21 protein-coding genes and 1 pseudogene are annotated in these 26141 nt (G+C 50.6%); 8 read left to right on the forward strand and 14 right to left on the reverse strand.

What is annotated here, in order from left to right; all coding sequences use genetic code 11:
* Positions 1-257 precede the first annotated feature (257 nt).
* The 3 genes from Q0P86_RS02980 to Q0P86_RS02990 are packed head-to-tail and all read left to right on the forward strand — an operon-like array spanning position 258 to position 2983.
* Positions 258-1607, forward strand: coding sequence for a phosphopantothenate--cysteine ligase family flavoprotein (locus tag Q0P86_RS02980; protein WP_295037340.1), 1350 nt, complete (start codon positions 258-260; stop codon positions 1605-1607).
* Positions 1600-2571, forward strand: a complete 972-nt coding sequence (locus Q0P86_RS02985) for a hypothetical protein (RefSeq protein ID WP_295037342.1) — start codon at positions 1600-1602, stop codon at positions 2569-2571. The genes Q0P86_RS02980 and Q0P86_RS02985 overlap by 8 nt, the downstream gene beginning before the upstream one ends.
* 7 nt (positions 2572-2578) lie before the next feature.
* Positions 2579-2983: a hypothetical protein gene (locus Q0P86_RS02990; protein ID WP_295037344.1), complete on the forward strand. Its 405-nt coding sequence runs from the start codon at positions 2579-2581 to the stop codon at positions 2981-2983.
* Between the two features lie 179 nt (positions 2984-3162).
* On the opposite strand, the gene Q0P86_RS02995 is transcribed toward Q0P86_RS02990, so the two are convergent.
* The 4 genes from Q0P86_RS02995 to Q0P86_RS03010 form a co-directional block, all read right to left on the reverse strand.
* On the reverse strand, positions 3163-3327 hold the full coding sequence (locus Q0P86_RS02995; protein WP_295037346.1) for a hypothetical protein: 165 nt from the start codon (positions 3325-3327) through the stop codon (positions 3163-3165).
* Positions 3328-3410: 83 nt separating this feature from the next.
* Entirely contained in the window at positions 3411-4364 is a 954-nt protein-coding gene (locus tag Q0P86_RS03000) for a class I SAM-dependent methyltransferase (RefSeq protein ID WP_295037348.1), read from the reverse strand.
* Between the two features lie 157 nt (positions 4365-4521).
* Complete coding sequence (gene nrdR / locus Q0P86_RS03005) at positions 4522-4965, reverse strand: transcriptional regulator NrdR (protein ID WP_072977912.1); 444 nt, start codon at positions 4963-4965, stop codon at positions 4522-4524.
* A 156-nt stretch (positions 4966-5121) separates the two neighbouring features.
* A complete protein-coding gene (locus Q0P86_RS03010; protein WP_295037350.1) occupies positions 5122-7194 on the reverse strand; it encodes a transketolase in 2073 nt (690 codons plus the stop codon).
* Positions 7195-7403: 209 nt separating this feature from the next.
* Here Q0P86_RS03010 and Q0P86_RS03015 point away from each other — a divergent pair, with 209 nt between their 5' ends.
* From Q0P86_RS03015 to gmk, 4 genes are all read left to right on the forward strand, one after another.
* Positions 7404-8477 carry a hypothetical protein gene (locus Q0P86_RS03015; protein ID WP_295037352.1) on the forward strand — a complete coding sequence of 358 codons (1074 nt, stop codon included), beginning with the start codon at positions 7404-7406 and terminating at the stop codon, positions 8475-8477.
* A gap of 78 nt (positions 8478-8555) precedes the next feature.
* Positions 8556-11117 carry an NPCBM/NEW2 domain-containing protein gene (locus Q0P86_RS03020; RefSeq protein ID WP_295037355.1) on the forward strand — a complete coding sequence of 854 codons (2562 nt, stop codon included), beginning with the start codon at positions 8556-8558 and terminating at the stop codon, positions 11115-11117.
* A 7-nt stretch (positions 11118-11124) separates the two neighbouring features.
* Positions 11125-12039, forward strand: a complete 915-nt coding sequence (locus tag Q0P86_RS03025; protein WP_290992029.1) for a glycosyltransferase family 2 protein — start codon at positions 11125-11127, stop codon at positions 12037-12039.
* A 136-nt stretch (positions 12040-12175) separates the two neighbouring features.
* Complete coding sequence (gene gmk / locus Q0P86_RS03030) at positions 12176-12736, forward strand: guanylate kinase (RefSeq protein WP_294985541.1); 561 nt, start codon at positions 12176-12178, stop codon at positions 12734-12736.
* Positions 12737-12795: 59 nt separating this feature from the next.
* Here the strand turns inward: gmk and Q0P86_RS03035 are convergent, their stop codons facing one another.
* From Q0P86_RS03035 to Q0P86_RS03065, 7 genes are all read right to left on the reverse strand, one after another.
* The gene (locus Q0P86_RS03035) at positions 12796-15909 is read right to left on the reverse strand and encodes an AAA family ATPase (RefSeq protein ID WP_295037359.1); all 3114 of its coding nucleotides are present in this window, start codon (positions 15907-15909) and stop codon (positions 12796-12798) included.
* An 11-nt stretch (positions 15910-15920) separates the two neighbouring features.
* The gene (gene sbcD / locus Q0P86_RS03040) at positions 15921-17180 is read right to left on the reverse strand and encodes an exonuclease subunit SbcD (protein ID WP_295037360.1); all 1260 of its coding nucleotides are present in this window, start codon (positions 17178-17180) and stop codon (positions 15921-15923) included.
* A gap of 193 nt (positions 17181-17373) precedes the next feature.
* A complete protein-coding gene (locus Q0P86_RS03045; protein ID WP_295037362.1) occupies positions 17374-19695 on the reverse strand; it encodes an NADP-dependent malic enzyme in 2322 nt (773 codons plus the stop codon).
* Positions 19696-20100: 405 nt separating this feature from the next.
* Positions 20101-20334, reverse strand: a complete 234-nt coding sequence (locus Q0P86_RS03050) for a hypothetical protein (protein ID WP_173381094.1) — start codon at positions 20332-20334, stop codon at positions 20101-20103.
* Positions 20331-20816 carry a DUF3990 domain-containing protein gene (locus tag Q0P86_RS03055; protein ID WP_295037364.1) on the reverse strand — a complete coding sequence of 162 codons (486 nt, stop codon included), beginning with the start codon at positions 20814-20816 and terminating at the stop codon, positions 20331-20333. The genes Q0P86_RS03050 and Q0P86_RS03055 overlap by 4 nt, the downstream gene beginning before the upstream one ends.
* A 12-nt stretch (positions 20817-20828) precedes the next feature.
* On the reverse strand, positions 20829-21065 hold the full coding sequence (locus Q0P86_RS03060) for a hypothetical protein (protein WP_294111967.1): 237 nt from the start codon (positions 21063-21065) through the stop codon (positions 20829-20831).
* A 220-nt stretch (positions 21066-21285) separates the two neighbouring features.
* Positions 21286-21516: a BrnA antitoxin family protein gene (locus Q0P86_RS03065; protein ID WP_295037367.1), complete on the reverse strand. Its 231-nt coding sequence runs from the start codon at positions 21514-21516 to the stop codon at positions 21286-21288.
* 932 nt (positions 21517-22448) lie between these two features.
* Between Q0P86_RS03065 and Q0P86_RS03070 the strand changes: the two are divergent.
* A pseudogene (locus tag Q0P86_RS03070) lies at positions 22449-22583 on the forward strand (IS256 family transposase); the annotation flags it as partial.
* Between the two features lie 41 nt (positions 22584-22624).
* Here Q0P86_RS03070 and Q0P86_RS03075 read toward each other — a convergent pair.
* From Q0P86_RS03075 to Q0P86_RS03085, 3 genes are read right to left on the reverse strand one after another with little or no spacing between them, the layout of a single operon-like run.
* Positions 22625-23695 (reverse strand): macro domain-containing protein, encoded by a 1071-nt coding sequence (locus Q0P86_RS03075; protein ID WP_295037371.1) that lies wholly within the window; start codon positions 23693-23695, stop codon positions 22625-22627.
* A 39-nt stretch (positions 23696-23734) separates the two neighbouring features.
* Positions 23735-24352: a DUF4433 domain-containing protein gene (locus Q0P86_RS03080; RefSeq protein ID WP_295037372.1), complete on the reverse strand. Its 618-nt coding sequence runs from the start codon at positions 24350-24352 to the stop codon at positions 23735-23737.
* 2 nt (positions 24353-24354) lie between these two features.
* A complete protein-coding gene (locus tag Q0P86_RS03085) occupies positions 24355-25731 on the reverse strand; it encodes a DUF4433 domain-containing protein (protein ID WP_295037373.1) in 1377 nt (458 codons plus the stop codon).
* Positions 25732-26141: the final 410 nt, after the last annotated feature.

Consider the following 26141-nt stretch of genomic DNA (forward strand, 5'->3'; position numbering starts at 1 on the left):
CACAACAACTGCGCCGTTATATTGACCTATAAAAATGCTAATACAAAAATCTTATAGGTATCAGCATCATGAAAAAAGAGACTTTTATTGAATTTGATACCTATAAACAGGACAATTCATCTGTTTTATAGGTACACATTTCCCAAAACGGACTTTTCGGGCACCCCAAAAACCATTTTTTTCATTGATTTGGGAAGATAGCGACATTCGGAACGCTTGAAAGACAAGCTCCGGTACATTTTTCTATTTTTCAATGTATGAACCTCGCTGGAAAGAAAATTTTGCTCGGAGTCTCGGGCGGCATTGCCGTGTACAAGAGCTGCGAGCTGTTGCGCCTGTTGCAAAAGAAGGACGCAGAAGTTCGCGTGTGCATGACCGATGCGGCGACAGAATTCGTGGCACCGCTCACTTTCGCAAGCCTCAGCAAGTGCCCCGTGTACCTGAAGAACGGTGCCGCCGAAGCGCGTCCTTTCCAGCATATTGATTTTCCTCGTTGGGCGGACCTTTACCTGGTTGTGCCCGCGACGGCAAATGTCATCGGTAAATTCGCCTGCGGTATCGCCGACGATCCGGTGAGCCTCTGCTTTATGAGCTGCACGTGCCAGCGCGTGATTGCACCCGCGATGAATGTGGCCATGTACAATTCCCCAGCGGTAAAGCGCAACCTCGAGATTTTGCGCGGCTTTGAAAACACGACCGTACTGGAATCGCCCGCGGGAGAACTCGCCTGTGGCGAAGTCGGGCAAGGTCGGTTGATGGAACCAGCGGAAATTGTGAAATGGCTGGAAGGGGCAAGTCTGCCCCTCGCTGCAGCCGCTTGCGCGTCTTCCGCTACCCCTTCGTGCGGGGGTGTCCCCCGCAACGCCCCCACGCCAGCTTGCCCAGTCGCAAAAGACATTGACCCGACGAAAGATTCTACTCTTCCCGGATACGGCAAGAAGGTCCTGTTGACTGCTGGTCGCACCGAAGAAGCCATTGACCCGGTGCGCTACATCAGCAACCGCAGCAGCGGAAAGACTGCCGTCGCACTCGCCTCGGTATTCTACGCCAACGGATTTAGCGTCGAAGTCGTCGCAGGCCCGATGGAGGCGGCGTTCCCGGGCGGCGTGAAAGTGAACCGCGTGAAAAGCGCCCGGGACATGCACGACGCCGTGATGGAGCGGTTAGATTCTGCGGACGCCGTCGTGCATTGCGCGGCGGTAGCGGACTACCGCCCCGCCCACGCCGCCGACGAGAAAATCAAGGATAGCCGCAGCCAGCTGACGATTGAACTTGTACCGAATCCGAATATTCTACGCGACTGCACTGCCGCCCGCAGGACTCGCACCGATTCCACATCGGGAACCGCCGTTCATAAGCAGGTGATCATCGGATTCGCACTTGAGACCGATCACTTCGAAGAACACGCCGCCGAAAAACTTGAAAAAAGCGGCGCCGACGCACTTCTGTTAAATGCGCCCGTGGCAGCCGATTCCGGCTTTGGCCGCGACTGCGTGCGCTTCGCCCTGGTGGAAACGGGCAAGCCCGTTCCACCGCTCGCCATGGGCGAGAAGGTAGATTTGGCCGAGACGATTTTGAACTTTTGCCTGGAGCGCCTGAATGGCTGACGAATTTGACTTTAGCGAACTGCGCAACTACCTTTCAGGACAAATCGACCTGGGCGAAGCGGAACTTCTGCTAGACGAGCCGTGGACACTCACGCGCAAGCCTGCCGTACCCGGAGCGCCCGCGCCTGCCACACGCCCGGCTGTTGCCGCGCGTCCCATTCCGCCGACTCCGGCCGCAGCCTCCGCAGTACGCCCGGTGCCGCGCAACCTGCCGCCGCAATTCCCGAACAGTGCAACCCCCGGAGCCTCCAGTACCTCTGCCGATATCCAGCAGGCCCCGATTCCGGACACCACCGGATTTGCGCCTTCGCTCTTCGGCGCCGTCGACACCAAGGCCTCAGCAATTCCCGCAGCCAACATGCCGACGGAACGCACCGTCAAGCGCAGTGCCCACGCCTTTGAATCTGCCGAGACCCTTGATGCATTCTACGAATCCATCAAGGGCGAAGCCATGTACGCCAAGGAAACAGCCCTTGCCCGCTACGCGGGCCCCGCGAAGCCGAAACTGCTTTTCCTGCTCCCCGCCATTAAAATGGCCGAGGCCGCAAACATTTCTGCAACAAGCACCGACACCTTCTTCGGAACACCCGTTGGCGAAATGCTTTCGCGCCTTTTCGCAAGCTTAAGCATCAATCAGAACGACATCGGCATCACGTACTTTTTCAAGTCTACCGAACGCCCGCTCGCGCCGCTTTTGGAAGCCGCGCTCCGCAAGATGCTTACCAAGGAACTGGACTTTATTCAGCCCGAAATCATGGTAACCTTCGGCCAGCCGCTGTTCTATCAGGTGTTCGGCAAGGGCAAGAATTTCGACGACAACGCCGGCACCGCCATGGACTTCGCCGGCACCAAGAGTGTCGCTCTCGTGGACCCCTACCTCATGGTGAACGACAAGCAGATGAAATTGCTTACGTGGAAAATTCACATTCCGCGCAGCGGAATGTTCACCATCGCCGCCAAGTAGAGGCTCCATGAGCGCTCCGAATCCGAACACGGTGCATCCAATTGCGGGCTACGACAAGGAAATCTACATCAAGCCCACCATCAAGAACCCGAACATTATTGTCAGGGATTTCACCTATATCGCGGACTCGGAATTCGGAAGCCACGTAATGCACCACTACGACTTTATTGGCGACGGTGCCATCATTGGTGCAAACAGCGTCGTCGGCAGCAACGTAGAACCCTACGCGGTCGTGGTCGGGAATCCAGCCAAAACACTCCGCTACCGATTCGACGAAGAACTGACGGAACTCCTGTTAAAATTCAAGTGGTGGGACAAGCCCGTCGAAGAAATCAACGAACTGATTCCGATCCTTACAAACAGCGATCTCGATAAAGTCAAAGCCGAAATCCATCGGCTAATGAACGATTAATACAAAGACTCTGCTAAAATTATAATACAACTTTTAGCAGCATAACATACTTTATGCAACCAGGATTGGAGCGACTTGGATCCCGTCGATCCTACGGCCTCCAGGAAGACAAGTTTCTAGATGACAACACACGAAAAAAGCGGCCTTTTGACCGCCTTGCAAAGTTTTTTTTTAAGCAATTAAAGTTCGCGAATTTCTTTTTCGGAAAGCTGAGTCGATTTTTTGATTACATCAATAGAAACGCCCTGCTCAAGCAGATTCTTTGCGATTTCACGGGCTTTCTTAAGGCCACCACTGTACTCCCAGTTGGCCTTTTCAACATCTCTCATCATCGTGCTAATCATATATCTAGCACTAAAATTACACAATTTCACTTCGTTTTGCAAGACCTTGAATACGGAGCTAAAAATGAGCTAAAGAAAACCTTCTACACTTCAATAAGCGTTGCCACAAGGCAGCTGTCTTTAGTGTGGCCGGAGCCGACGAAATCGATGTCCTGCGACTTGCTCCAAAGCGTTTTCGCTTTCGGATGAACAGATGCAACTGATGCAAGCGCATTCCGCGAGAACGCAGACAAATTAAATTCGCTATAATTGGAGCTCACCATAAAGAGGCCGCCCTTGTTCAGAAGCGTGGCGCAGTCGGCCACCAGCGGCATCAGGTGTTCACGCACATTGAAATTCTTGCCCTTGAAGCGGGCAAAACTCGGCGGGTCGAGCACAATGGAATCAAATTTGAGGCCCTTCTTTTGCGCCCAGTGAACGTATTCAACGGCATTGCCTCTGAAGAATTCGCCCTGCTTGGGTTCGAGCCCGTTAAGCGCATAGTTTTCGCGGCCCTTGTCCAGAATCTTCGCGCTGATGTCGGCATTCGTCGAAATCTCGGCGCCGCCCAGGCGACCATGCACCGAGAATGCGCAGGTGTAGCTGAACAAATTAAGCATACGGCGGTCGGCCGCACGCTCGCCCATCTCCAGGCGAATATGGCGCATATCGAGGAACAGCCCCGGATTCACCGTGTCGAGCAAATCGATGTGGAATTTCGCAGAACCTTCGCGAACGACGCCTACAGAATCTTCCGCGCGCCCCACCGCCACTTCCATCGGCGGGTTCTCCAGCGACTTGCCCGAACGGGAAAGGCGTTCCTTTACAACAAGGCACAGCGGCGCGAACTTTTCTGCGACGGCGGCAACGACAGCATTTTTTTCGCGGAGCAGTTCATCACCGAAAAACTGAATCTGGTAACGGTCACCGAACTTGTCGAGCGTCAAGCCGGGGAAACCGTCCGGTGCCCCGTTCACAATGCGGAAAGCCTCGGTAACCCCTAGCAAAGGAGCACGTCTTTTATAAGCAGCATCCAAATTATTGATTAAATCTTTCATGGGAATGAGGTATGAGCTCGGTCGCCTTAAGCTCCCTATGAGGAAAGAGGCTTTAGTAGAAAGATAAATTTTTGTTCCTAGCTGAATCCTCAAAGGTGCGTAGCACCGACCTCAAAGTGAGTTTACGAACGCGCTCAAAACTCATAGGTGCGCAGCGCTACTTGTCCATGCTCTTGATCTGGTCCACGAACTCGCCAACTTCCTTGAATTCGCGGTAAATCGAGGCAAAGCGCACGTAAGCGACGGCATCGAGTTTCTTGAGTTCCTGCATCACCAGGTTGCCAATCTGCTCATAGCTGACTTCGAAGTTTTCAGTCACGGTCAAGGCGTTTTCCACGTTGGTCGCGAGCTGTTCTATGTCAGCAACAGAAACCGGACGTTTCTTGCAGGAGTTCATGATACCGCGCAGCAGCTTTTCGCGCTGGAACGGTTCATGTTCGCCGCTGCGCTTGATTACGGTCAGCGGCTGGACTTCGATGTATTCGCGAGTGGTAAAGCGCTTGCCGCATTCGCAGCATTCTCGACGGCGTCGAATGGAGGAACCGCTCACGCGGCTATCCACCACCTTGTCGTTATCTTTCTTGCAAAACGGGCAAATCATATCACTTATTGTAGGTCTGAGGTTTGAGCGCGGTCGCCTTCGGCTCCCTTTGAGGTTTGAGGCTTTAGTAGAAATTTAATTATTCTAGCAGAACCTCAAAAGCGCGTAGCACCGACCTCAGAGCTCAAAGCCTTGCAAAGCAAGGCGACCTCATCGCTAGTTGTTCTTCTTAAATTCCTCGACGTTTGCCTTGAATTCGGCGAGGTATTCCTTCGCGGCGGCCACGACGGCTTCCGGAGTGTAACCGAATTCCTTTTCGAGCACTGCTGCCGGAGCGGAAGCGCCAAAGCGTTCGAGACCGGAGACCTTGCCGAAGCCACCCACGACCTGGGCGAACAGAAGCGGAAGGCCGCTAGACTTTGCGAACACCGGAGTCCAAGGAACGATGATGGAATCGCGGTAAGCCTTGTCCTGAGCCATAAAGAGGGCCGGGCTGATCATGGAGACCACGCGGACCTTGAGGCCTTCGCCACGAAGGATTTCGGCGGCGTCGTGAGTCAGGAGCACATCGGAACCATTGGACACGAAGGTCAGGTCCGGGCGTGCGGAACCGCAATTGTCGCTCACGATGTAGGCACCCTTGCGGCAAGCCTTGGAGGCTTCGTAGCGCTTGTCACCGGGGAGCGTCTTCACGTTCTGGCGGGTCAGGATAATCGCTGTCGGGCGATCGTTGTTTTCAAAAGCCATTTCCCAGGCGGTCACGGTTTCGAAGGCGTCGGCCGGGCGGAGCACCAACATTTCGGACTTGCCGTCTTCGCGCTTGAGACCTTCGAGCAAACGGATCTGGGTTTCGTGTTCGATCGGCTGGTGCGTCGGGCCGTCTTCGCCCACGCGGAAGCTGTCATGCGTGTACATGAACTTGACCGGGAGCTTCATGAGGGCAGCCATACGAATCGCCGGCTTCATGAAATCGCTGAACACGAAGAATGTAGCACAAATCGGATAGAGGCCGCCGTGCAATGCGATACCGCAGCAGATGGCGCCCATGGTCAGTTCGGCAACGCCCACCTGGACGAAGGCGCCCTTGAAGTCGCCTGCGCGGAAGATGCCGGTCTTGTTGAGGAAGGCCTGGGTGTTGTCGGAGTTGGAAAGGTCAGCGGAGCTGCAGATGCAGTTCTTCACGTTTTCGGCGAGGTAGCCGAGCACGGTGCCGGAAGTCACGCGGGTAGCGACACCTTCCTTGAGTTCGAGCTTGGAAAGGTCGATCTTCGGAGCCTTGCCCGAGAGCCATTCCTTGAGGGTGGCAGCCTTTTCGGGATTCTTGGCATCCCAAGCGGCCTTGGCCTTCTTCCATTCGGCGACTTGCTTGCGGAGTTCTTCCTTACGGGCTTCGAAGCCAGCCTCCACGTCGTCAAAAATCTTGAATGCATCGGCCGGATCACCGCCGAGGTTCTTCACCGTTGCGTCGGTAGAAGCGCCTGCAGCATTGAGCGGCTGACCGTGAGTAGAAACGGCACCTTCGAAGGACTTGCCGTCTTCGGCGATGGCTCCCTTCGCCATGGTGGTGTGACCGATGATGATGGTCGGCTTTTCGGTTTCGGCCCAAGCGGCCTTGAAAGCCTTGCGGAGTTCTGCAATGTTGTGACCGTCCGCCACGTCAATCACGCGGAAGCCCCATGCTTCGTACTGCTTCTTGAAGTCGTGGCTCATCACGTCTTCAACCTTGCAAGAGAGCTGCACCTGGTTGGCATCGTAGAAGAAAATGAGGTTCGAAAGCTTGAGGTGACCGGCAATACGGCCCACGCCGTAAGCGATTTCTTCTTCAAGGCCACCGTCAGACACGAGGCATACGACCTTGTGCTGCAGGATGTCGCCAAAGCGTTCCACCATGAAGCGTTCGGCAATCGCATTACCGAGGGCTACGGCATGACCGATACCGAGCGGACCCGAGGAGTTTTCGATGCCGAGGGCGACTTCGACTTCGGGGTGGCCCGGCGTGCGGGAGCCAAGCTGGCGGAAATTCTTGAGGTCATCCATCGAGAGGTTGCCGAGCATGGCAAGTTCGCCGTACAGGAGCGCGGACATGTGGCCCGGGTCCATAAAGAAGCGGTCGCGGGCTTCCCAATAGGGGTTTTCGGGGTCAAAACGGAGAAATTCCGAATACAGGAGCGTAATGGCGTCTGCTGCGCCCATGGCTCCACCCGGGTGTCCGGACTTTGCCTTCTGCACCATGGCAGCGGAAAGGATTCGAATGTTGTCAGCCGCTTTTGTAACCAACGCGTCTTGCACTTTTTTAACCTCTCTTTATATTACAGGGCGATGAGCCGCCCCTAAAATAGCGACGCAAATTTAGTTTTTTTACAATACCATCTCAAGGTTTAAAGGCACAAAATGCCATAAAAAAGCTCAAAAAAATCAAAAAAAGGGCAAATGCAAAATAAGTGTTACTTATGAAAATCATACAAAAAATTATCTATTTTTAGCCGCAAGGAAAAATTATGTCCAAAAGATCGTTCTCCACTATCGCTTTTTTAGTTGCAGGGATGCTCAGTACGGCAAACGCCCTCGAAGTTAGACCACTCGCCCAGATCCAGATTCCCGGCAAAGACAAAATCGCATGGGAAAACCACGGCAAAAAAGACGACATGAAGGTCGACGCAGACCTCGTCTTCGAAATCGGTACCGAACTTTTGGCAAACACGGACTATGTCCGTTACGGCATCGGTCTTGCCTATAAAAGCGCACAGAAAAAAGGCGACGTAACCGCCGCGCCGGCCACCATTCCCGTCTGGCTGAGCGCCTCTTTTGGACTTTTCAACAAGCAGGCCATGTTCCAGCCCTACGCCGTCGCACGATTCGGCACGCTAGCCCCCCTCACCGGCAACGGAAACTGGTGGGAAAGCCCGCTCAACTATATGGTCGAAGGTGGTGCGGGAGTCGTTTTCCCCTACAACATCGGCCTTGAAGTCGTCTACGACTATTCTTCCCTCAAGAAATCCTTTAAAAGCAACGAAACCGAATTCCGCGTTTCCTCGGGACGCGTAGGCATCCAGCTTTCCGTCGGCATCAACCTCGGCGGAGACGATTCCGCAAAGCCCGCCGAAAATTCAGAACAAACTAATACAAACATTCTTGAAAGCAGCGATTCTGCGGAACCCGAATCCTCCGATAGCTACGAATCATACACCAACCCGTACGCAGAACCGGAACAAGCCTCCGAAACGGATTCCACGGCAACCAGCGAAACGCCGAGCGAACCTGCGGAAGCCGCGGTTCCCGCCGAAAGCACTAGCGACACCGCAACGACAGAAACCGTTGAAGAAAGCCACGAAAGCGAAGCTGATTCCGCAGCGACAGAAGCCGCAGAGAGCGCTTCGGAACCGGCGCCCGAAACCGTTACCGAACCGGAGCCCGAACCAGAAGCAGTCCCCGCACCGGTAGAAGAGCCGAAGCCTGCCGCCACAAAGACTACAAAGAAATCCTCTAAAAAATCAACGAAAAAGGCTTCAAAGAAATCTTCAAAGAAGTCCACAAAAAAAGCAAGCAAGAAGTCTACAAAGAAGAAGAAATAGTAGGCAGAACTTAAGCGAATCACCTAAGTTCTAAGATTAAAAGCAGCAGGCTCCTGCTGCTTTATTTATATTTAACCTATGAAACCCTATATTCTCGGTCTTTTGAAAAATCTCGCGCACCCGGGCACAATCGTCGGCCTCGTTATTTCCCTCGCGATTCCCTTCCTCATTTACCTCGGTCCAAACGTCGGCCACAAGGATACCATCCGCACGCTCGACCTTTATTTGCCGCTTCCCTTGTTCATCGTGCAGTTCATTGCGGGAATCGTCCTGTTCGCCACCCTGAACAAGGACTTTAGGGAATGGATCAAGGGAATTCTCCCCGAAAAGAAAATTTCGATCCTGATGCTTGCCTTCACGGCAGTCATCACCATTTTTGCGGCCACCCAGATCGAGGCCCGCCATCGCGTGCAAAGCGACGAGAGCGTATTCATGTCGGTCGCCCAGAACATGTATTACAATCAGGAATCGGGCACCTGCAACCAAGGGTATTTTGAAAACGGCAACTTGAAATGCGTCGCGACTTCCAATAGTTTCAAGACCAAGGGACTCGCTTTTCTGTACCTGCTCGGCATGCCGCTTCTAGGTAACGACCTGCACTGGATTTTCCACATGGAGCTCCTGATGCTCCCGCTTGCAGTACTCCTGATGTTCCTGGCCATTGCCGCCTGGACAAGACAGCCCCTGCTCGCCTTCTTCGCCGCCCTCCTTACGGCATTACAACCCACGGTACTTTTCCAGTTCCGCGCCATGTCGGTGGAACCCCTCTACATTTTCCTTTCCGCACTTTCGCTCCTCATTTTCAAGTGGGCTTACGACCGCAACACCGTCAGGCACTGGGCTCTTCTCGCACTTTCGTTGGCATTTTTCGCACAGACCCGCCAAGAAACAGCCTTCTGCCTGCTCGCCTTTATCTTGTTCGCTCTCCCCAAGATTCTTGACAGCAAGGGCGCCAAGGCCCCCACGTTCTTTGTGACGCTTTCGCTGTTCTCGGTTCCCGCACTCCTGACCATCAGCTATTTCCAGGGATTCGGTTTCCAGGGAGGAGAATTCGAAGCGCACGGCCACTTCCTTGAAGACCTTTCACGCAACTGGACCGAAATGACCAAGCCGCTCAACAAGAACGGCGAACTCGAAAATCCCTTCCTCTCCTACTTCAACTACCTCTTTGTCGCAGGCGCCATTTACCTGCTTGCACGAGCCATTCTCGGTGCAAGGAAAAAAGACTACTTCTACCTGGAAATTCTCGCATTCCTGCTCCTGTACCACATACAGACCTACATGATTCTTGAAAACGTCTCGGGCGATTTCAGCATCCAGATTAACCAGCGCTACAGCCTGGTGATGCTTCCGTCCATGGCGTTTGTAGGAGCCCTCCCCGTAGCACACCTTGTCCAACAGACCATCGCCTCGATGAGCGGAAAGGATTCCAAGCAGAACGCAGTGACAGCCCTGTTGGTGACCCTCGTGGCCGGCGCCCTCTTTACCGCCTGGACATTCCACTACAAGGAAGACTTCAACAAGAACATCATGTACAACCGCAACCACCTCACCATCGAGGAACACGAGATTCTCGGATGGCTCGCGGAACAGCCTCAAAAGGACCGATTCTTTATTTACGGTCGCCCCTGGCATTTCATCGGTTACGGAATATCTTCTATCCACTATGACCGCGCAAGGCAAATGAGTTCCGAAGAACTCAAGAACCTCGTCAACAAGTACCAGGGCGAAGTCTACTACATCCGCGGGCTCGACTGCTGGGACAGCCACACTTACCACAAGAAGGCGGTGGAACACCGCATCGCGACCACTTGCGACATTTTCGAACGCGACATGGATCTTGAAGGAGTCAAGAATATCCTTATTACCAACAACTACTGGGTGCAAATCGCCAAGTTCAACGGGCGCAAGGATTTCAATCCGACAAACATCATTACCGTGAACGAGCCCGAATTCATACAGAATGCCGCCGGGGATTCGGCCGCATCCGCGCTTCAGTACAGTTTCAGCCTCAACGAAAAGGCGACCGCTACTAGCCAGTGGATTTATACCGTGCAAGTGAACGGGGACACCGTTTCACGCGCACCGTACACCAAAGGAAACTTCAGCGGGAATGTCAAGGAAGAACAACTCCACCCAGGCTACAACCAGCTGGAATTCGTTGTCCAGAATCCGAAGAACGGTAAAATTATCGTCGACATCCAGAAGTTCTATTTCTACAGCAAAACGGGAGCCGTCAAGCTCACCGAATACCCTTACACAAGCCACAAGCAGGGCTGGGGAACGCTCCATAAGAACGAAAGCATCGAAGGCCACAATTTCAAGGTGGACAACAAATTCTACAACGAAGGTTTCGGCACGCACGCCGCCTCCGAAACGGTCTACAATATCGAAGGAAAGTACAAGACCTTCAAGATGGCCTACGGTCTTGACGAAGAGTCCCTTTGCAGCGACGGAGTGCAGCTACAAGTTCTGGCCGACGGCAATGTGATTTTCGATAGCGGGAGTTTTTCCTACGGAAAGCTGAAGAGTATCGATGTGAACATCGAAAACGTAAAAGTTCTCACACTCAAGGCGCTCCCGCTCAAGAACATCAACTGCGACCACGTCGATTTCATCAATCCAGCACTTATCCCGTAGGCGAACCATGCTCCTGTCAGTCATCATTCCTGTCTACAACGAAGAAGAAATCGTCGCGGAAACGTACCGCGTCCTAGAAGATGAACTCAAGGATATCGAGCACGAGCTGATTTTTGTGAACGACGGTTCCAAGGACCGCACCCGAGAAATTGTCGAAAGCCTACTGCCGAGCAACCCGAACAACAAGATTATCAACTTCAGCCGTAACTTCGGGCACCAGGCGGCATTCAGCGCAGGCCTCGACCATTGTATCGGCGATGCCGTCGTCATTATTGACGGGGACCTTCAGGACCCACCGAGTCTGATTCACGAAATGCTCGAAAAATGGCGCGAAGGCTACCAGGTCGTTTACGCACAGAGGAACAAGCGCAAAGGCGAAACCATTTTCAAGCGCTTCACCGCATTCGCATTCTACCGTCTAATTGGCAAACTCACGAACATCGACATTCCGCCCGATACCGGCGACTTCCGCCTCATGGACCGCTGCGTGGTAAACCAGCTCAAGAACCTGCCGGAACGCAGCCGATTCCTGCGCGGGCTCGTCTGCTGGGTCGGCTTCAAGAAAATCGGCGTCAAGTACGACCGTGCCGAACGCACCGCGGGCACGTCCAAGTACCCGCTCAAGAAAATGGTACGCCTCGCCTTCGACGGAATCACCGGTTTCAGTTCCGCACCACTCAAGCTCAGTTTCTACCTGGGACTTTTCGCCGCCATCGTGAGTTTCGGCGTATTCGTCTGGTCCATCCTCGAAAAGATTCTTTCTCCCGCGACAACGGTTCCCGGCTGGGCATCGCTCATGACCGCCATCGTGTTCTTCGCGGGCGTGCAGCTCATCTCGATCGGCATCCTTGGCGAGTACATCGGACGCATCTACGACGAAGTCAAGCAGCGCCCGCTATACATTGAAGACAAGAAGGAATGAGCAACGAGCACGGGCCCAAAGGCCCTTTGAGCAATAATAAATGCGGCATGGCCGCCTAACTTAAACCTCAGAGCGAACGAACGTGAGCGAACTCAAACCTCAAAGCGAGCCACGCGAGCGAACTCAAAGCTACGATATGAAGAACAAACTTTTTGTGATGAGCGCCGCGAGTGGCGCAGGAAAGACCACCCTCAAGGACCTGGTCATCAAGGATTTTCCGGACATCAAGTATTCCATTTCGGCCACCACACGCGCCCCGCGCGAAGGTGAAGTCGACGGAGTCCATTACTTCTTCAAGACCAAGGAAGAATTCGAAAAGCTGATCAAAGAAGACGGCCTTATCGAATGGAACGAAGTCCACGGCAACTACTACGGAACGCCCAAGAGCTTTGTCGAGAAGACTCTCGCCGAAGGGAACCGCGTCCTGTTCGACCTGGACGTTTTCGGCAAGGTGAACTTCGACAAGGTCTACCCCGACGCTACCGGCATTCTGATTCTGCCGCCGAGCGAAGAAGAACTCGAAAAGCGCCTGCGTGGCCGCGGAACCGACTCCGAAGAAGTCATCCAGCTCCGTCTCAAGAACGCGAAGAAGGAAATGGAATTCGCCAAGACGAAAGGCAAGTACGAATACATCATCATCAACGACGATTTGCAGCGAGCCGCCGACGAACTCCGCTCGATCCTGAAGAAGGTCTAGGCAGGCCCCGGCTCACGCCCGAGCCATCCAGGACCGGCAACGGAGCCGTCCAGCAGTAGCTACAGCTGACGAACGCCCGGGCCCTTGATAACACTGTGGCCCTGAGAAACCGGAGTCAGTTCGATTCTCTGCGTAATGCTTTCGACAACGGATTCCACATGCGTGATGATTCCGAGCATCTTGCCCGAGCGTTCCTGCGCACGCAGGCAATCCAGCACGCATTCCAGCGTATCCGCGTCCAACGTACCGAAGCCTTCGTCCATAAAGAGGGAGTCTACACGGACATTGCGGCTAGCATATTCCGCGATGCCCAAGGCAAAGGCAAGACTTACCAGGAACTTTTCGCCGCCAGAAAGGTTGCTCGTTCGGCGCGGCTCCCCGAAAAAGTCATCCTTGACGCGGAAGCCCAGGTCTCCCGACATGACCAGCTGATAACGGTCTTTCATCCGCAGCAACTGCTTGTTCGCCAATTTCAACAGCGACCGGAAGGTAAGCCCTTGCACAAACGTGACAAAGTCGCTACCGTCAGCCCTGCCGAACCAGCTTCGCATCGTATTCCAGCGGTTAAATTCCGCCTGCCTGGAATCCAGTTCAGCCTTTAGCTTTTCAAGCTGCTTTTGCCGTTCATTATAGTTGCGAATCGCTTCTTGAATCGCGCCGACATCCTGTTGCATTTTCTTCAGTTCGGCATCGACGGCAGCCTTTTTCGATTCAAGTTCTTCGACCGGAGTCGAATCCTGATTTTCAGCTTTAACCTTTTCCAAAGCTTCCGTTGCATCGCGCAAGGACTGCCTACACGCAACCAAAGCCTCATTGATTTCGGAGCGTCGGCGAGTCAACGCATCGAATTCTCCGTCCGAAAGCAGCACCTTCAAGAACTCGTCTTCACCAGCAAAACCCTTTGAGGCAAGCGCATCCGTAAACTTGGCAGAAGCCTGTTCCAACTCCAGAGAAACCTTTTGCAAGTTTTCCTTCATGGTCGTCAAACGGGTCAAGAGACCATTGCGTTTATCTTCGGCCAAGCGGAAATTCTTGTCCGCAACGGCAAAGCGATCCGTTGCCGTTTTTAAATCGGCCTCGGCCTTTTCGACAACTTCTTGGACATTCTGCTCGCCGAACATTTCGCGACGTTCAGCCTGAAGTTTCTGCAGTTCAGCCTGAATTTCCGCAAGGGAGCTCTGTTCCTGCTCCAGTTGATTCTTTGCGCGACCAATTCCCTCTGCGCTGTTTTCGTAGTTGTTCCTAACGATTTTCAAATTGCCAGAAACCTGTTCCAAAGTTTCCTTCGATTTGCAGAAAGCCTCATAGCGCGCCTTAAGCGAATCCATTTGCGTTCCGGCATTCTTGCTGTCGAATTCAATCCACGGCTTGCACAGTTCCGTCAAGCCATCAATAATGCCTTGTGCCCTTTCCGTCAACTTTTCCAAGGATTCTGCATAGCTTCTTTCATCGGACTCTGCCTGAGCCTTCGCGCTCTGCATATTCTGGATTTCGCCATCGGCAGTCTGAATTTTCGCATTCAATGCACGTACCTTAGACGCAGCGTCAACCGCACGGGATTCGTCCTCCGCAGAAGAGGCCTGTTCTGCGACGTTCCCGTTGCAAGCAGGATGTTCCTTAGAGCCGCACACAGGGCAGGGAGCCCCCTCTTCCAGGTGTTTCTGGATAATGTTTGCAAGCACTAGGACATCGTTGCGGAAAAGCTCCTGCAGCTCGGCATTCAAGGTTTCGCGGCGAGTCAAAGCCACATCCAACTTCACCTGCGTTTCCGCAGCAAGCTGCGTCGCCTTGTTTTTCAAAACCTGAGCATCGGAATAATCCTTCCGCACGCGCGCCAGTTCCGCAACCTGCAATTCGCCCTTCGGCAACACCTCCTTGAGCGCCTCGTCGCTACTGGAATCAGACACCTTTTTCTGCAGGTCTTTTTCTTGAGCTTCCAATGTTTGCAGGTTCAGGAGCATTCCGGCCTGTTCATCCAGCAAATTTTTCAGGATTTTATCGGCATCCTTGCAACGTTTTTCTTCCGCGCTCAGGTTCGCCACGGTTCCCGCAATCTTGACGTCAAGAGCACGCACATTGTTCCAAAGTTCCCGATGCGACTGAACGAAATCATTGGCATCATTCTTAGACTTTTCCGCATTTTTCTTGGCTTCATCAAGTTTCTTCAAAGATGATTCCGCAGAATCCAATTCCCCCTGCATCTTTTTCAAGCTGCCTTGAGTAACGTTTTCCTCTTTACGCAACCGATCGAATTTCTGATAAAGGGAATCGCAACCCTTCGCTTTTTCGGCCTGTTGCAGGCGCAGCTCGTTTTCGGCAAACTTTTCCTTGGACTCATTCGCCAGATTTAAAGCCTTTTCGGCACTCTGCAGCTTGCCCTGTTTTTCGTCCAGATTCTTATGCCAAACCAGCAGAGATGCAACCTTCGCCTGTTCCTGCCCAATTGATTCTTCGCGCGCCTTGAATTCGACAAGCTTATTCTGTTGCAGCGCAATTTCTTCGGCACTCGGAATGGATTCCGCCAGCGTTCCAAAATTCGATTCCGCCTGTTCCTTGGCGCGCTTGCTCACGGACCAGTGTTCCGCGACCTTCTGCGCAATGCGGCGGTAGTTTTCCATACCGTTCAATTTCTCAAGAATTTCGGCGCGTTCCTCTTCATCGCAAGTCAGGAACTTGCTGAATTCACCTTGCGCCAGCATAATGGAACGACAAAATTCGGAATAGTCCAACTGAATGATTGCCGCATTCGCCTGGGCCAGTTCTTCGCGGGCCCCCGTCGTATGACTAAACAAAGGAGATTCCGGCTGTTCAACACCGTAAATCAACCCTTCGGCCGGCTGCAACTGTCCATCGGCACGGTCGCGTCCTTTACGCTGCGACCACCGGGAAACAAAAATTCCCTTTTTGCACTGGTACGTCACCTGGGCATAGCAGTTGCCCTTGTCGGCGGTCATCACTCCGTTGCCTTCGGCTCCATAAATTTTTTCCTGACGGGGCGTGCGTCCATAAAGAGCAAGCGTAATGGCATCCAGAATGGATGTCTTACCGGAGCCCGTCAGTCCGCTGATGACAAAACGGTTTCCTGCCTGCTTATAGGTAGGATCCGTAAAGTCGATTTCCCACTTGCCTGCAATGCAGTTGATATTCTCGAATTCAACTTTCAAAATCTTCATTACTTGCCCCCTTAGCCTTCGCGTTCCACTTCTTCCAACACCTGCTCAAAAAACGGCAAGTATTCGGCATACTGCGCCTCTACCTGCTCATCGGCTTCAGTCAAGCCAGCCTGTTTCATCAGCAGCAACTTGAAAACACCCCTTTCGTCGGGGATCTCGATTCCGTCAGAAGAATCATCCGTAAAGTCCGCGGCATTCAAGGAATCCCGGCGATTCGACTTCCAGCTGACGACCTCGTAATTTTCACCTTCAAGGACATCTTCCAGTTCCGCCTGGACATTTACCCGCGGATCATAATCATAAACGATTTCCAACTTTACCGGTTTTGCCAAAGCTTCAGACCTCAACGCCACCAACTGACGACGGATTTCGGCAGTAGCCCCAGTCAAACGGCGGAATTCAAAATAATGCGGAACTTCCACCTTTTCCACAACAGGATTCTGCCCCTGCGCCAAATCAACCGTCAAGATATAATGCGGCATTTTCGCTTCATCGAATCCCAACACGAACGGAGATCCCGAATAGCGAACCTTGGGATTCTTCGCCACCATGGTCGTGTAATGGATATGGCCAAGGGCAACATAGTCAAGCCCCTCGGGGAATACGCCCACCGACACCGTTCCCAGGTTTCCCACGATATCTCGCACACCGTGATTCTTCATATCGCGACCGTCATCGTTATCGGGGCGACCTTCCAGTTTGGCCGCATACAAGTGTCCCGTCGCGACGATCGGAATTTCACGGCCAGCACGCAGCTTTTCCGCCGCCTCATAGACAGCCCCATACAAGCCCCTGTAAGTACTGTCGGCAAAATTTTCGGCACCTTCTGTCAGATATGGGCGCAAGTCCGCCTCACGCACATACGGCACGGCGGCACTGATTCCAATCACCTCGCCACGGCCATCCGTCAGTTCCTTGACCAGGTCCTCAACGGAACGGTCCCCCATGGAACCGACCATCTGGATATTCAAGGCATCCAGTAGATCGCGCGGCGCATCCAGCAACGTTCCCGAATCATGGTTACCGCCCACCAGCACGATGTTCTTGCAGCAGGTATCCAACAACGACGCCAAAAAACGGAAATACATCCGGCGCGCTTCCACCGGAGGATTCACCGTATCGAAGATATCCCCCGCCACCACGAGGCATTCCGCACCGAATTCAACGATGCGTTCCCGGAGCCAGTCCAAGAATTGTTTGGCTTCTTCCCTACGATTGATGTCATGCATCGAATTACCCAAATGCCAGTCGGCGGTGTGGATGAACTTCATCTTTTTCCTTTGCCGTTGTCCACGGCGATTTTCACTTACCAAATATACTATCGCTTTCTAGACAATAATTGTCAAATGAAAAAAAGAATTTTTTTCGCCTCTTTAAAACAGAAAATCGCCCCGGATTGACCGAGACGATTCTAATTAAGAGTATAAGGCCCTAGTGCAGGACAACCGCACCATTATAAAGTCCTTACCACATCTTGTCGTATTTCTTGCGGCTATTTTCTTCGTCCTTCTTTTCCTGAACAATCGCGTCGATCACGGCGGCCACCGTCAGGTTGAAGATATCGTGCACCGAGGCGTCGGTGTCGGTGAAGTGCACCGGCTTGTTCAAGCCCATCTGCACAGGACCGATGGATTCGCCCACGCCCATTTCCAAGAGCATCTTGCACGTGGTATTTGCAGAAGAGAGGCACGGGAAGATAAGCGTGTTGACCGTCTGGCCCTTGACCTTGTTGAAGGGGTACTTGGTATCGCGCAGGTCCTTGTCGAGCGCCACGTTCACCTGCATTTCGCCGTCAATCATGTAATCCGGATACTGTTCGTGAATCATCTTCACGGCTTCGCGGGCGGTGTTGGACGTTCCGCGCGGAGCACCCTTGTCGCTACCGAAGTTTGCGTAGCTGAGCATCGCCATCACCGGTTCATGGGCAAAGAAGCGCACGGCGTCGTGAGTGAGCTTGACGATATCCACGAGGGTTTCTGCATCGGGGTCGCGGTTCACCAGCGTATCGGCCAGGAAGAACGTTCCCTTGCGGGTGCTCAAGATATGCATAGCGCCGAAGTGATTGTATTCGTCGCGGATACCGATGATTTCCTTGGCAAGTTCAATCGTTTCGCTATACTTGGAGTAGCCGCCAGAAATGAGGGCGTCAGCGTCGCCCACCTTCACCATCATCATACCGAAGTGGTTCGGTTCGAACATGTCATCGCGGGCTTCGTCGAGCGTCACGCCGTTACGGCCGTTTTCTTCGGCGTAGATTTCGGCGTACTTGCGGCGTCGTTCGAATTCTTCCGGAGAACGCGGGTTCACAATCTTGATGCCCGTGAGGTCCAGCTGTTCGCGCTGAGCAATAATCTGGATGCGGTCGGGGTTGCCAAGCAGAATCGGGTGAGCAACGCCTTCGATCTTGGCCTGCACGGCGGCCTTGAGCATGTTGAGGTTGCTTTCGGCAAACACCACGCGCTTCGGGTTGCTGCGGGCGGTATCGCTGAACTGACGGATGAGCTTGTTGTCGTAACCCATCATGTCTCGCAGACGATCATAGTAGGCATCCCAATCGGTAATCGGCTTGCGGGCCACGCCACTTTCGATTGCGGCCTTCGCCACGGCGATAGAAACATCGGTCAAGAGGCGCGGATCCAAGGGCTTCGGAATCAGGTATTCCTTACCGAAGGTAAAGCGCTGGGCGTTGTAGGCAATGTTCACCACATCCGGAACCGGCTTGTGGGCAAGGGCCGCAATGGCTCGCACGGCGGCATGCTTCATGTGTTCGTTAATGCAAGTAGCACGAACATCGAGAGCCCCGCGGAAAATGTACGGGAAACCGATCACGTTGTTCACCTGGTTCGGATAGTCGCTGCGGCCCGTCGCAAAAATCAGGTCGCCACGGCTTGCCATGGCTTCTTCGTAGCTGATTTCGGGGTTCGGGTTGGCAAGCGCGAAAACGATCGGCTGGTCAGCCATGCTGCGGACCATTTCGCGGGTCAGAATGTTGCCCTTGGAAAGACCCACGAATACGTCGGCGCCCTTCATGGCGTCTTCGAGCGTTTCGATATCGGTGCGGTCGGTCGCAAAGAAAGCCTTCGCTTCGGTTAAGCCCTTGCGGTCCTTGCGGATGACGCCCTTACTGTCGCACATCACCAGGTTCTCTTTCTTGAGACCGAGCGACAAGTAGAGTCGCGTGCAGGCGCAGGCGGCTGCACCCGCACCGTTCACCACCATCTTCACGTCGCGAATGCTCTTGCCCGCCACTTCGATAGCGTTCAAGAGGCCTGCAGAAGAAATGATAGCCGTACCGTGCTGGTCATCGTGCATCACGGGAATGTCAAGTTCGGCCTTCAGGGTGTCTTCGATTTCGAAGCATTCCGGAGCCTTGATGTCTTCCAGGTTGATACCGCCGAATGTCGGGGCAATCCCCTTCACGATTTCGATAAACTTCTTCGGGTCCTTCTCGTTGATTTCGATGTCGAACACATCGATACCGGCATAAATCTTGAAGAGGAGAGCCTTGCCTTCCATCACCGGCTTACCGGCGAGAGCGCCAATGTCACCGAGGCCAAGCACCGCGGTACCGTTACTGATCACGGCAACCAGGTTACCCTTGCCCGTGTATTCGTAAGCGAGGTTGTTATCCTTTTCGATTTCCAAGCAAGGAACAGCGACACCCGGAGTGTACGCAAGACCCAGGTCGGTCTGCGTGCTGTGCGGCTTGGTCGGCACAATTTCAATCTTGCCGGGCTTGCCCATGGAATGGTATTCAAGAGCTTTTTCTTTTAAATCCTTGCTCATTTTTTCTCCTTATTTCCGCCACCATCAAAAAAAAGCGCGGAAGTTCATTTTTCGCGCGCGAATATAGTAAAAACAAAGGGGACCGTAAAGATTTTAAAACCCTTACATTATTATTAGAGATGTCTAAGTCAGAAGCCTTGGACTAAATCAAGCCCCAATTTATCCCCGCAGCTCGCCGTGGATTCCACAACCGCACGCGTCTCGGCGTAAAAGTCGCTCATTGGTTGCCCCTTATGGCTTACATGCGTTCAAAAGCCATCGTTTAGATTGTCTCTGTACAAATGTATACTGTTTTTGTGCGGTTGTCAATCGGTTCCTAAAAAAATTTCCAATAAAGAAGCCCTGGAACGGTTGTTTCAGGGCGAATATCCATAAATGACCTTGAGAGGGACAAATCCGGCCTGTCTAGCGTACTGTTGATTGCCCCTGCTTGGCGCAGAACTCCTTCTTCAAAAGATCAAAATGAAAAAGATCTCCTTCTTCAAGCAAAAAAGACTTTTCGTGCAAATCCTTAAAACAAGAAGACGCCAGCACGAATTGCATCGAACTCTCCACAGACAAGTTAAACTCGTTTGCAAGCATCATTGTCATCTTTTTTACATAATGGTCCATCAAGGACAGTTTTTCACTGGTAGTCATTGACACGCCACCCATTTCAGCAGTTTTATCGCCCTAGATGAGCAAAACGCAAACTGATTGTCCTTGAACTTTTCGTACCGAATCTTCGGGGCGATGGCGCTGAAACTCAAGCCTTCTTCATCCAGCTTATTGAACCAGTCCTGCAGGGTGTTGTCGGCTATCGGGCCGATAACGATGTCATAGTCAGGACGAACATAACCTTCTTTCGTTCTGTTTTCATAGACAAACTTCGCCCATTTCTCGTCAGCCTTGAACCGTTTAATCTTCAGACAGCCATCTTCAACATTGTTCAAGACTAAACCATAACCGTTCACTTTTGCTTGAGTCCTGTTTTTCTTTTCGGCCCAGTTCCTCGCTAGTCCCTTGTTATACGACAAATAGAAGGCTCGGCCAAAGTCCCGATATGCATTGCATTTCGTCAAATCGGGAGTCAAAATCTTGGAATCTGTGCCGTGGTAAAGTATCAAAGATCTCTCGCCCATTCCTTCCCCTGATTAAGCCTTTGCTCGTTTTGGGTTCATTCGTGCGGCAGGTCGTTTTGCTACAATCGGCTGTTGGCAGGCTTCGCTAAGCACGGCGGCAATTGAGATTCGCCTTTTCAGGGCAATCTCCTTCAGGGTATCGGCATAACGTTTGACCGACATATACGAGACACGCCGGCCATTTCCTTTCTTAAGGGTCACGGCGCCATCCATTGGCTCGAACATTTTCTTGGTCAATTTCTCGGCCATATTTACCTCAACATTCAAAAATACATTCCCGCAGCCCATGCGTCAATGGTCTTCCGTCGGTATTGGCCAAATTTACACAGACTACTCACTTGTGCACTAAAAATAGATTTTCGACCAACATTTGTCAAGAGGTCCGCTGCATTTTTCCCAAAGGCCCCGTTTCCCCTGCCATACAAAGAAGCCCTGGAACTATTGTTTCAGGGCGGTGAGGAAAGTTGCCTTAGGCGACCTCTATGTCAAGTTTTCCTTCTGTGTACCGCTTGACAACGGAATTGAGTAACGTCTGGTAAGGTATGCCCACGCGTTCGGCTTTTGCCTTGAATGCCTCCAGGACGCCGGGGTCGAAGCTTGTACCGACCTTGGACTTTCTCGCTTTTTTTGCTGCACGTTGCTTTGAGGCCGCAATGGCCTTTTGGGCTGCGTCTCGTTCGATTTCGTCAATTTTTCCCATTGTTTGTCCCTCAACTTGAAAGCGGTTGTCTACAATATATGATATTATCTAGATAATATCAAGATTTATTTTAAGAAAAGATCTTGTCCGGGCCCGGTGCTGGAGCGCCTGCTGTGGATCAGCCCAGCCGGAAGCCCAAAATTATGTCTACAATTTGTAGAACAAAATTCTATTTTTTTGTAGAAAATTGCTGTAATTTATAGTAGCGGGAGATCCGCTACCCACAGTTGGGTAACAAGATAACTGTTCCACGAGGCGAAAATGGATTCCTTTGCTCTGGTAGAAAAGAATGCCGAAAAGGTAACGGGACTATCCGTTGCCAAGCTTCGCGAGTACAGCCCGATCTCTTTGCGGCAACAACATTAATCCTATCAAGAGTTTTTATTTTATGAAGGATTTCTAATATTTTTTCACTTGTCATATTCTGTTTGTTATAAGGACTTTCGTATTTGTCAACAATTCGCCTAAATATATCGTCCATTTTGTCTACAACATTTTGAATTCGTTCCTGAATACAGCGGTTCGCTTGTCGAGAGAGATTCTGCCGGGGAATATAAACCTGCGTTACATAGAAAATAAAGTTAATTACAAAGCCTATAGATAGTTGAAATAAAACATTGAACCAGTCGCCTGCATGCGGAAACCATTCCGTCTCATTTAGAGAGAAAATATACAGAACGATGATTGCAAAAGATGTTGCAAAGCATACTGAGATAACCTTATTGTACTTTATAAATCTTTTTATGTTTTTTATAAGCCTCATTTCAAAAAAGCACCTAAAAAAGTGAAAAAAGTAGACTATGTGGGTAATATATAGCAAAAAAGAGTCTGTAAACTAAACTGTATCACAATCCACCCCACCTCTAACCATACTATAATGTAGGGAAAGGATTGTGATAATGGCAAACAGCGCTCTTGGCTTGGTAATGGTCAAGGTCAAGGAATTGTTCAAGAATGGCGTGTTCGCATCCGACGACGCCCTCGTCAAATTAGTCCGTCTCGCCTATCGCAATATCAGTAAAAAATGGACGATGCCGTTGGCAAACTGGTCGCTAATCGCGCAATAGGTGTGCATCTGGTTCGGAGACCGGTTCGTTTTACCAAGGAATCAAACAACAGACGATGACACAGCTTGATTTACACTACCATTTAGTTCTTTTAGTGCTTTTATCGCAAAGGTTACATGCGAAGGATTAAACAGTTTCTCTTTACGCCGGCTCCATTGCTGTATCTTCTGCATAAGAATATCTGTTACTTTATGCTCGTCTGTGTACTTCCAATCCTTCATCTCGGGCTGGTTCTCTAACAAGTAGTCTACAGTGGAAAGCAGTTCTAGTGAATAATTGGAATAATAACCTCGCAAGAATTTTTTCGCCTTATCACATATTTCGCGTAAGCGGCAATCTTTATAATCATCTATGTATTTCTGCGCCTCTAATGCAGCATCATCAGTCAGCCAGATGTAATCAAAGGGTCGAACATCCATCCCCCCCATCCCTTTCACATAGCTGCCGTTCATATGGTAAAGCATATGTGTCACCTTCCCGCCAGAGTAGGGTCCATAAAAATAGGGCTTGAATTCTATGTGGAAGACGTTTTTTGCGCCCAATCGTTGCAAAAAATATATCAGTTTTTCTGCGGCAAATACGGAAGCGAACTCTCCACAGTGGATCATGTCGGCAAACATCAGCAAGAGCATGGCTCTAGCCGGAGTCAATTTGACTCGTTCAGTCTTCAATCGCTCCACAATGGCTTCTGACGGTTCATATAAATATATTTCGCATTCGACATCAGCTAGGGTTTGCTCCACCATCTGTTTTACCCGTAGCCAGTCAAGGCCACCATTGTGTGAACCAAGCGGGGGGATTGCAATCGAACGGATGTGGCGAGAGATGATTTCCCTGCGCAGTGATTGTAGACCTTGCCCTATATATGAATATTCAGACGGATAACGCCAATGGGTCTTGGTCGGAAAGTTTACTATTATCTTAGACCCGCTGGTCAGGTTAGAATCCTCTACTACCAGCATATTCCCAATATGCAGTTCATTCTTCCGACAGGCGTTATAATAGACACGGAAATTTTCTGGATAAGCCTCCTTAAATTGTAAGGCTATCCCTTTGCCCATCACTCCTACCGTATTCACGGTGTTAACCAAGGCTTCAGCCTTGCTTTCCAATAGGTTTCCTTTTACATAGTGTATCATAAGCAAGCCTTATTAAAAATAGTAATTCGGTTTAATGGAGATTTTTTCTAGGACAACGCCCATATCTACTAATCTTTGCTTAGCTATTTCATTATAAACGGCATATCCTTTCACATATTGTGGTGGTAAGTCTTCTTCTATCAACAGTTCGGCCTCCTTGCGGCGTTTCAGGTCGAGATCATTCTCAGGATTCCACTGCGTAGAGTATACATCGTCATATTTCACAATCTCGTTGATGCTTGACAACTGCTCTTTCGCATAGAAAACGGTAAATTTATTCAATGCGTGACCATCTGTGAAAATACAATTTACATTGTTGCTGATTAAATCGTCGATTCCGACTACACAGTAAACGATATTTTCCGGTTCCACACGGCGTACACCATTGTACCCATGCTGTATCACATATAACATAGGTGAACGGGGGCCAAAATAAAATGGTATGTAGTCGTTTAAGTGATAGCCATTGACTGGACTTTCATTTCGACGATTAATAACCTGATTGTCGCCTATGCTCACATAGTGTTCGTCGTGCAAAGGTGATGAGGCGTGAACCAAACCACAACGTACAATGTGCGGTATGTTGTCTATATGCGTCATACGGAAAGCGTATTTGATTTGATTTGCCATAACTATCCGTTTTTAAGTTCCATTACTTCAGCTTTCATCGCTTTGGCTCCGATGATGATATTTTCTCTCCAGGAGCTAATGATGGCTGTTGTATCTGCTATTGATATAGCTGTTAGCATGTCGTAATCATCTTCACCCTCAATCAAATCGGCGATTTGCTGCTTGTTGCGGCCTTTCCCGCAACATTCGCCAATAATGTCGTGATAAACCACAAGCATACAAAGCCTGCGTATTTCATCATCGCTTAATGTCTCTATATCTTCTATCAATATGCGCTTGAGCATAGGTATGGCATCGGCAGGATGGTCGGGATAAGCCCGAACCATCACACCGTTATCTTTTTCCCATTTACTAGCCGGACCTTTTTCTATGTCGTGGAGGTAAGCGCCCAACAATAATACGTTCTTCACATCTTTTGAGGCGTTCTTATAGTAGTCGGTATTCTGCATCTCTTCGACCACTTTCTTGGTGTGGTCGCCAACGAAATCGTTATGAGGTGGATAGTTCTGAAGGATTTCCGCTGCGGCCTTCGTCTCAGGCAATATAGTTATATCTTGGTTCAGAGCCTCCACGAGAATTTTGACCGTTTCATATGGACAACTTCCTCGCTTTGCAAACCTAGCTTTCTTCACATCTTCAATTAGTTTTTTGTAAAGACTCAAAAGATCGCATGGTCCTGTGACAAGAGTCTCGTCTTTTCTGTCGTAAAAGTCTTTATTGTTTCCAAAGAAATGCTTAGTATAATAGAATTCATACCCAGGCATCTGATTATGAAAAAGAATTTTAGGAGCACTTATTCCGTTCCGTTTAAAAGAATTTTTAACTTCATTTTTTATACATTCGTTGTATACCACAATAGAATCAATCTCACTAATATCAACCCTTGTATGGATTAAAGCCTCAGCCATCTTCTTATGCTTTTCATCATCTGTCCACTTTCCCCACCTCCAACTTAATATCAATTTCCAATCCAAATCGTTAAGATGACTCGGATTGTCATAAAAGGTTGGTGGAACAGCGGTATTGGCCGATGAGTTGGTGAACACAGCATCATCCTTGTCAAGACGATTTATCTTAACACACAGATAGATAATCCAATTCTGGTCACAATTTTTTTGATTCAGCAGAGAAAGTAGCATCGGGTTCCTAGAAGAAAAATAAAAAGGCACATAATCGTGAATCTTACCACCAGGCCCTGCTGTGACATCCGTATCAGCCCTACGTTCCTGTATAGCCTGATTTGCTATATTATAGTGTTTTACTCCTTGCTCATCCTTCATGTTAGTACACAACAAACCATTCTCGATAATGGAATTAAGGTTTCGATAATCAGTGAAGTGAAAGATATATTTTCCTTTATGTTCGTCAGGTATTGCCATTTTTACTCAACCCCGTTATTCTGAAATCCGAACCAGTCCTATTTTTAGTTGAATTTGAAACGCTAACTAGTATAAATCTAGGCTATTAAGGATTATCTGTCAAGTAGTTTTGTATGGTTTCTCGTAATGAGTGAAGATTCCAAGGGATCTTTGAGTAAATGTAAACATTTTCTCTGCATACGGATGATTATGCTGAAACGATGTGTGAATAGTGGATTAATCATTCTCGAGCGATTGATTCTATTTTTTGCGCCAAAGAAGAGTAGGGGCTTTGCAAATCCTGCAATATATTTTGAGTTGCTGAAAAGAGTTCGAATAATACGGAACGTTAAATAAAGAATTTGATTGTTGTGAATAAGCCGGTCGGAAATTTTTAGACGGTAAAAGCGCGGTTCCTTAGTTGAAAAAAA

It is taken from the genome of uncultured Fibrobacter sp. (assembly GCF_946062555.1).
Classification (GTDB): domain Bacteria; phylum Fibrobacterota; class Fibrobacteria; order Fibrobacterales; family Fibrobacteraceae; genus Fibrobacter.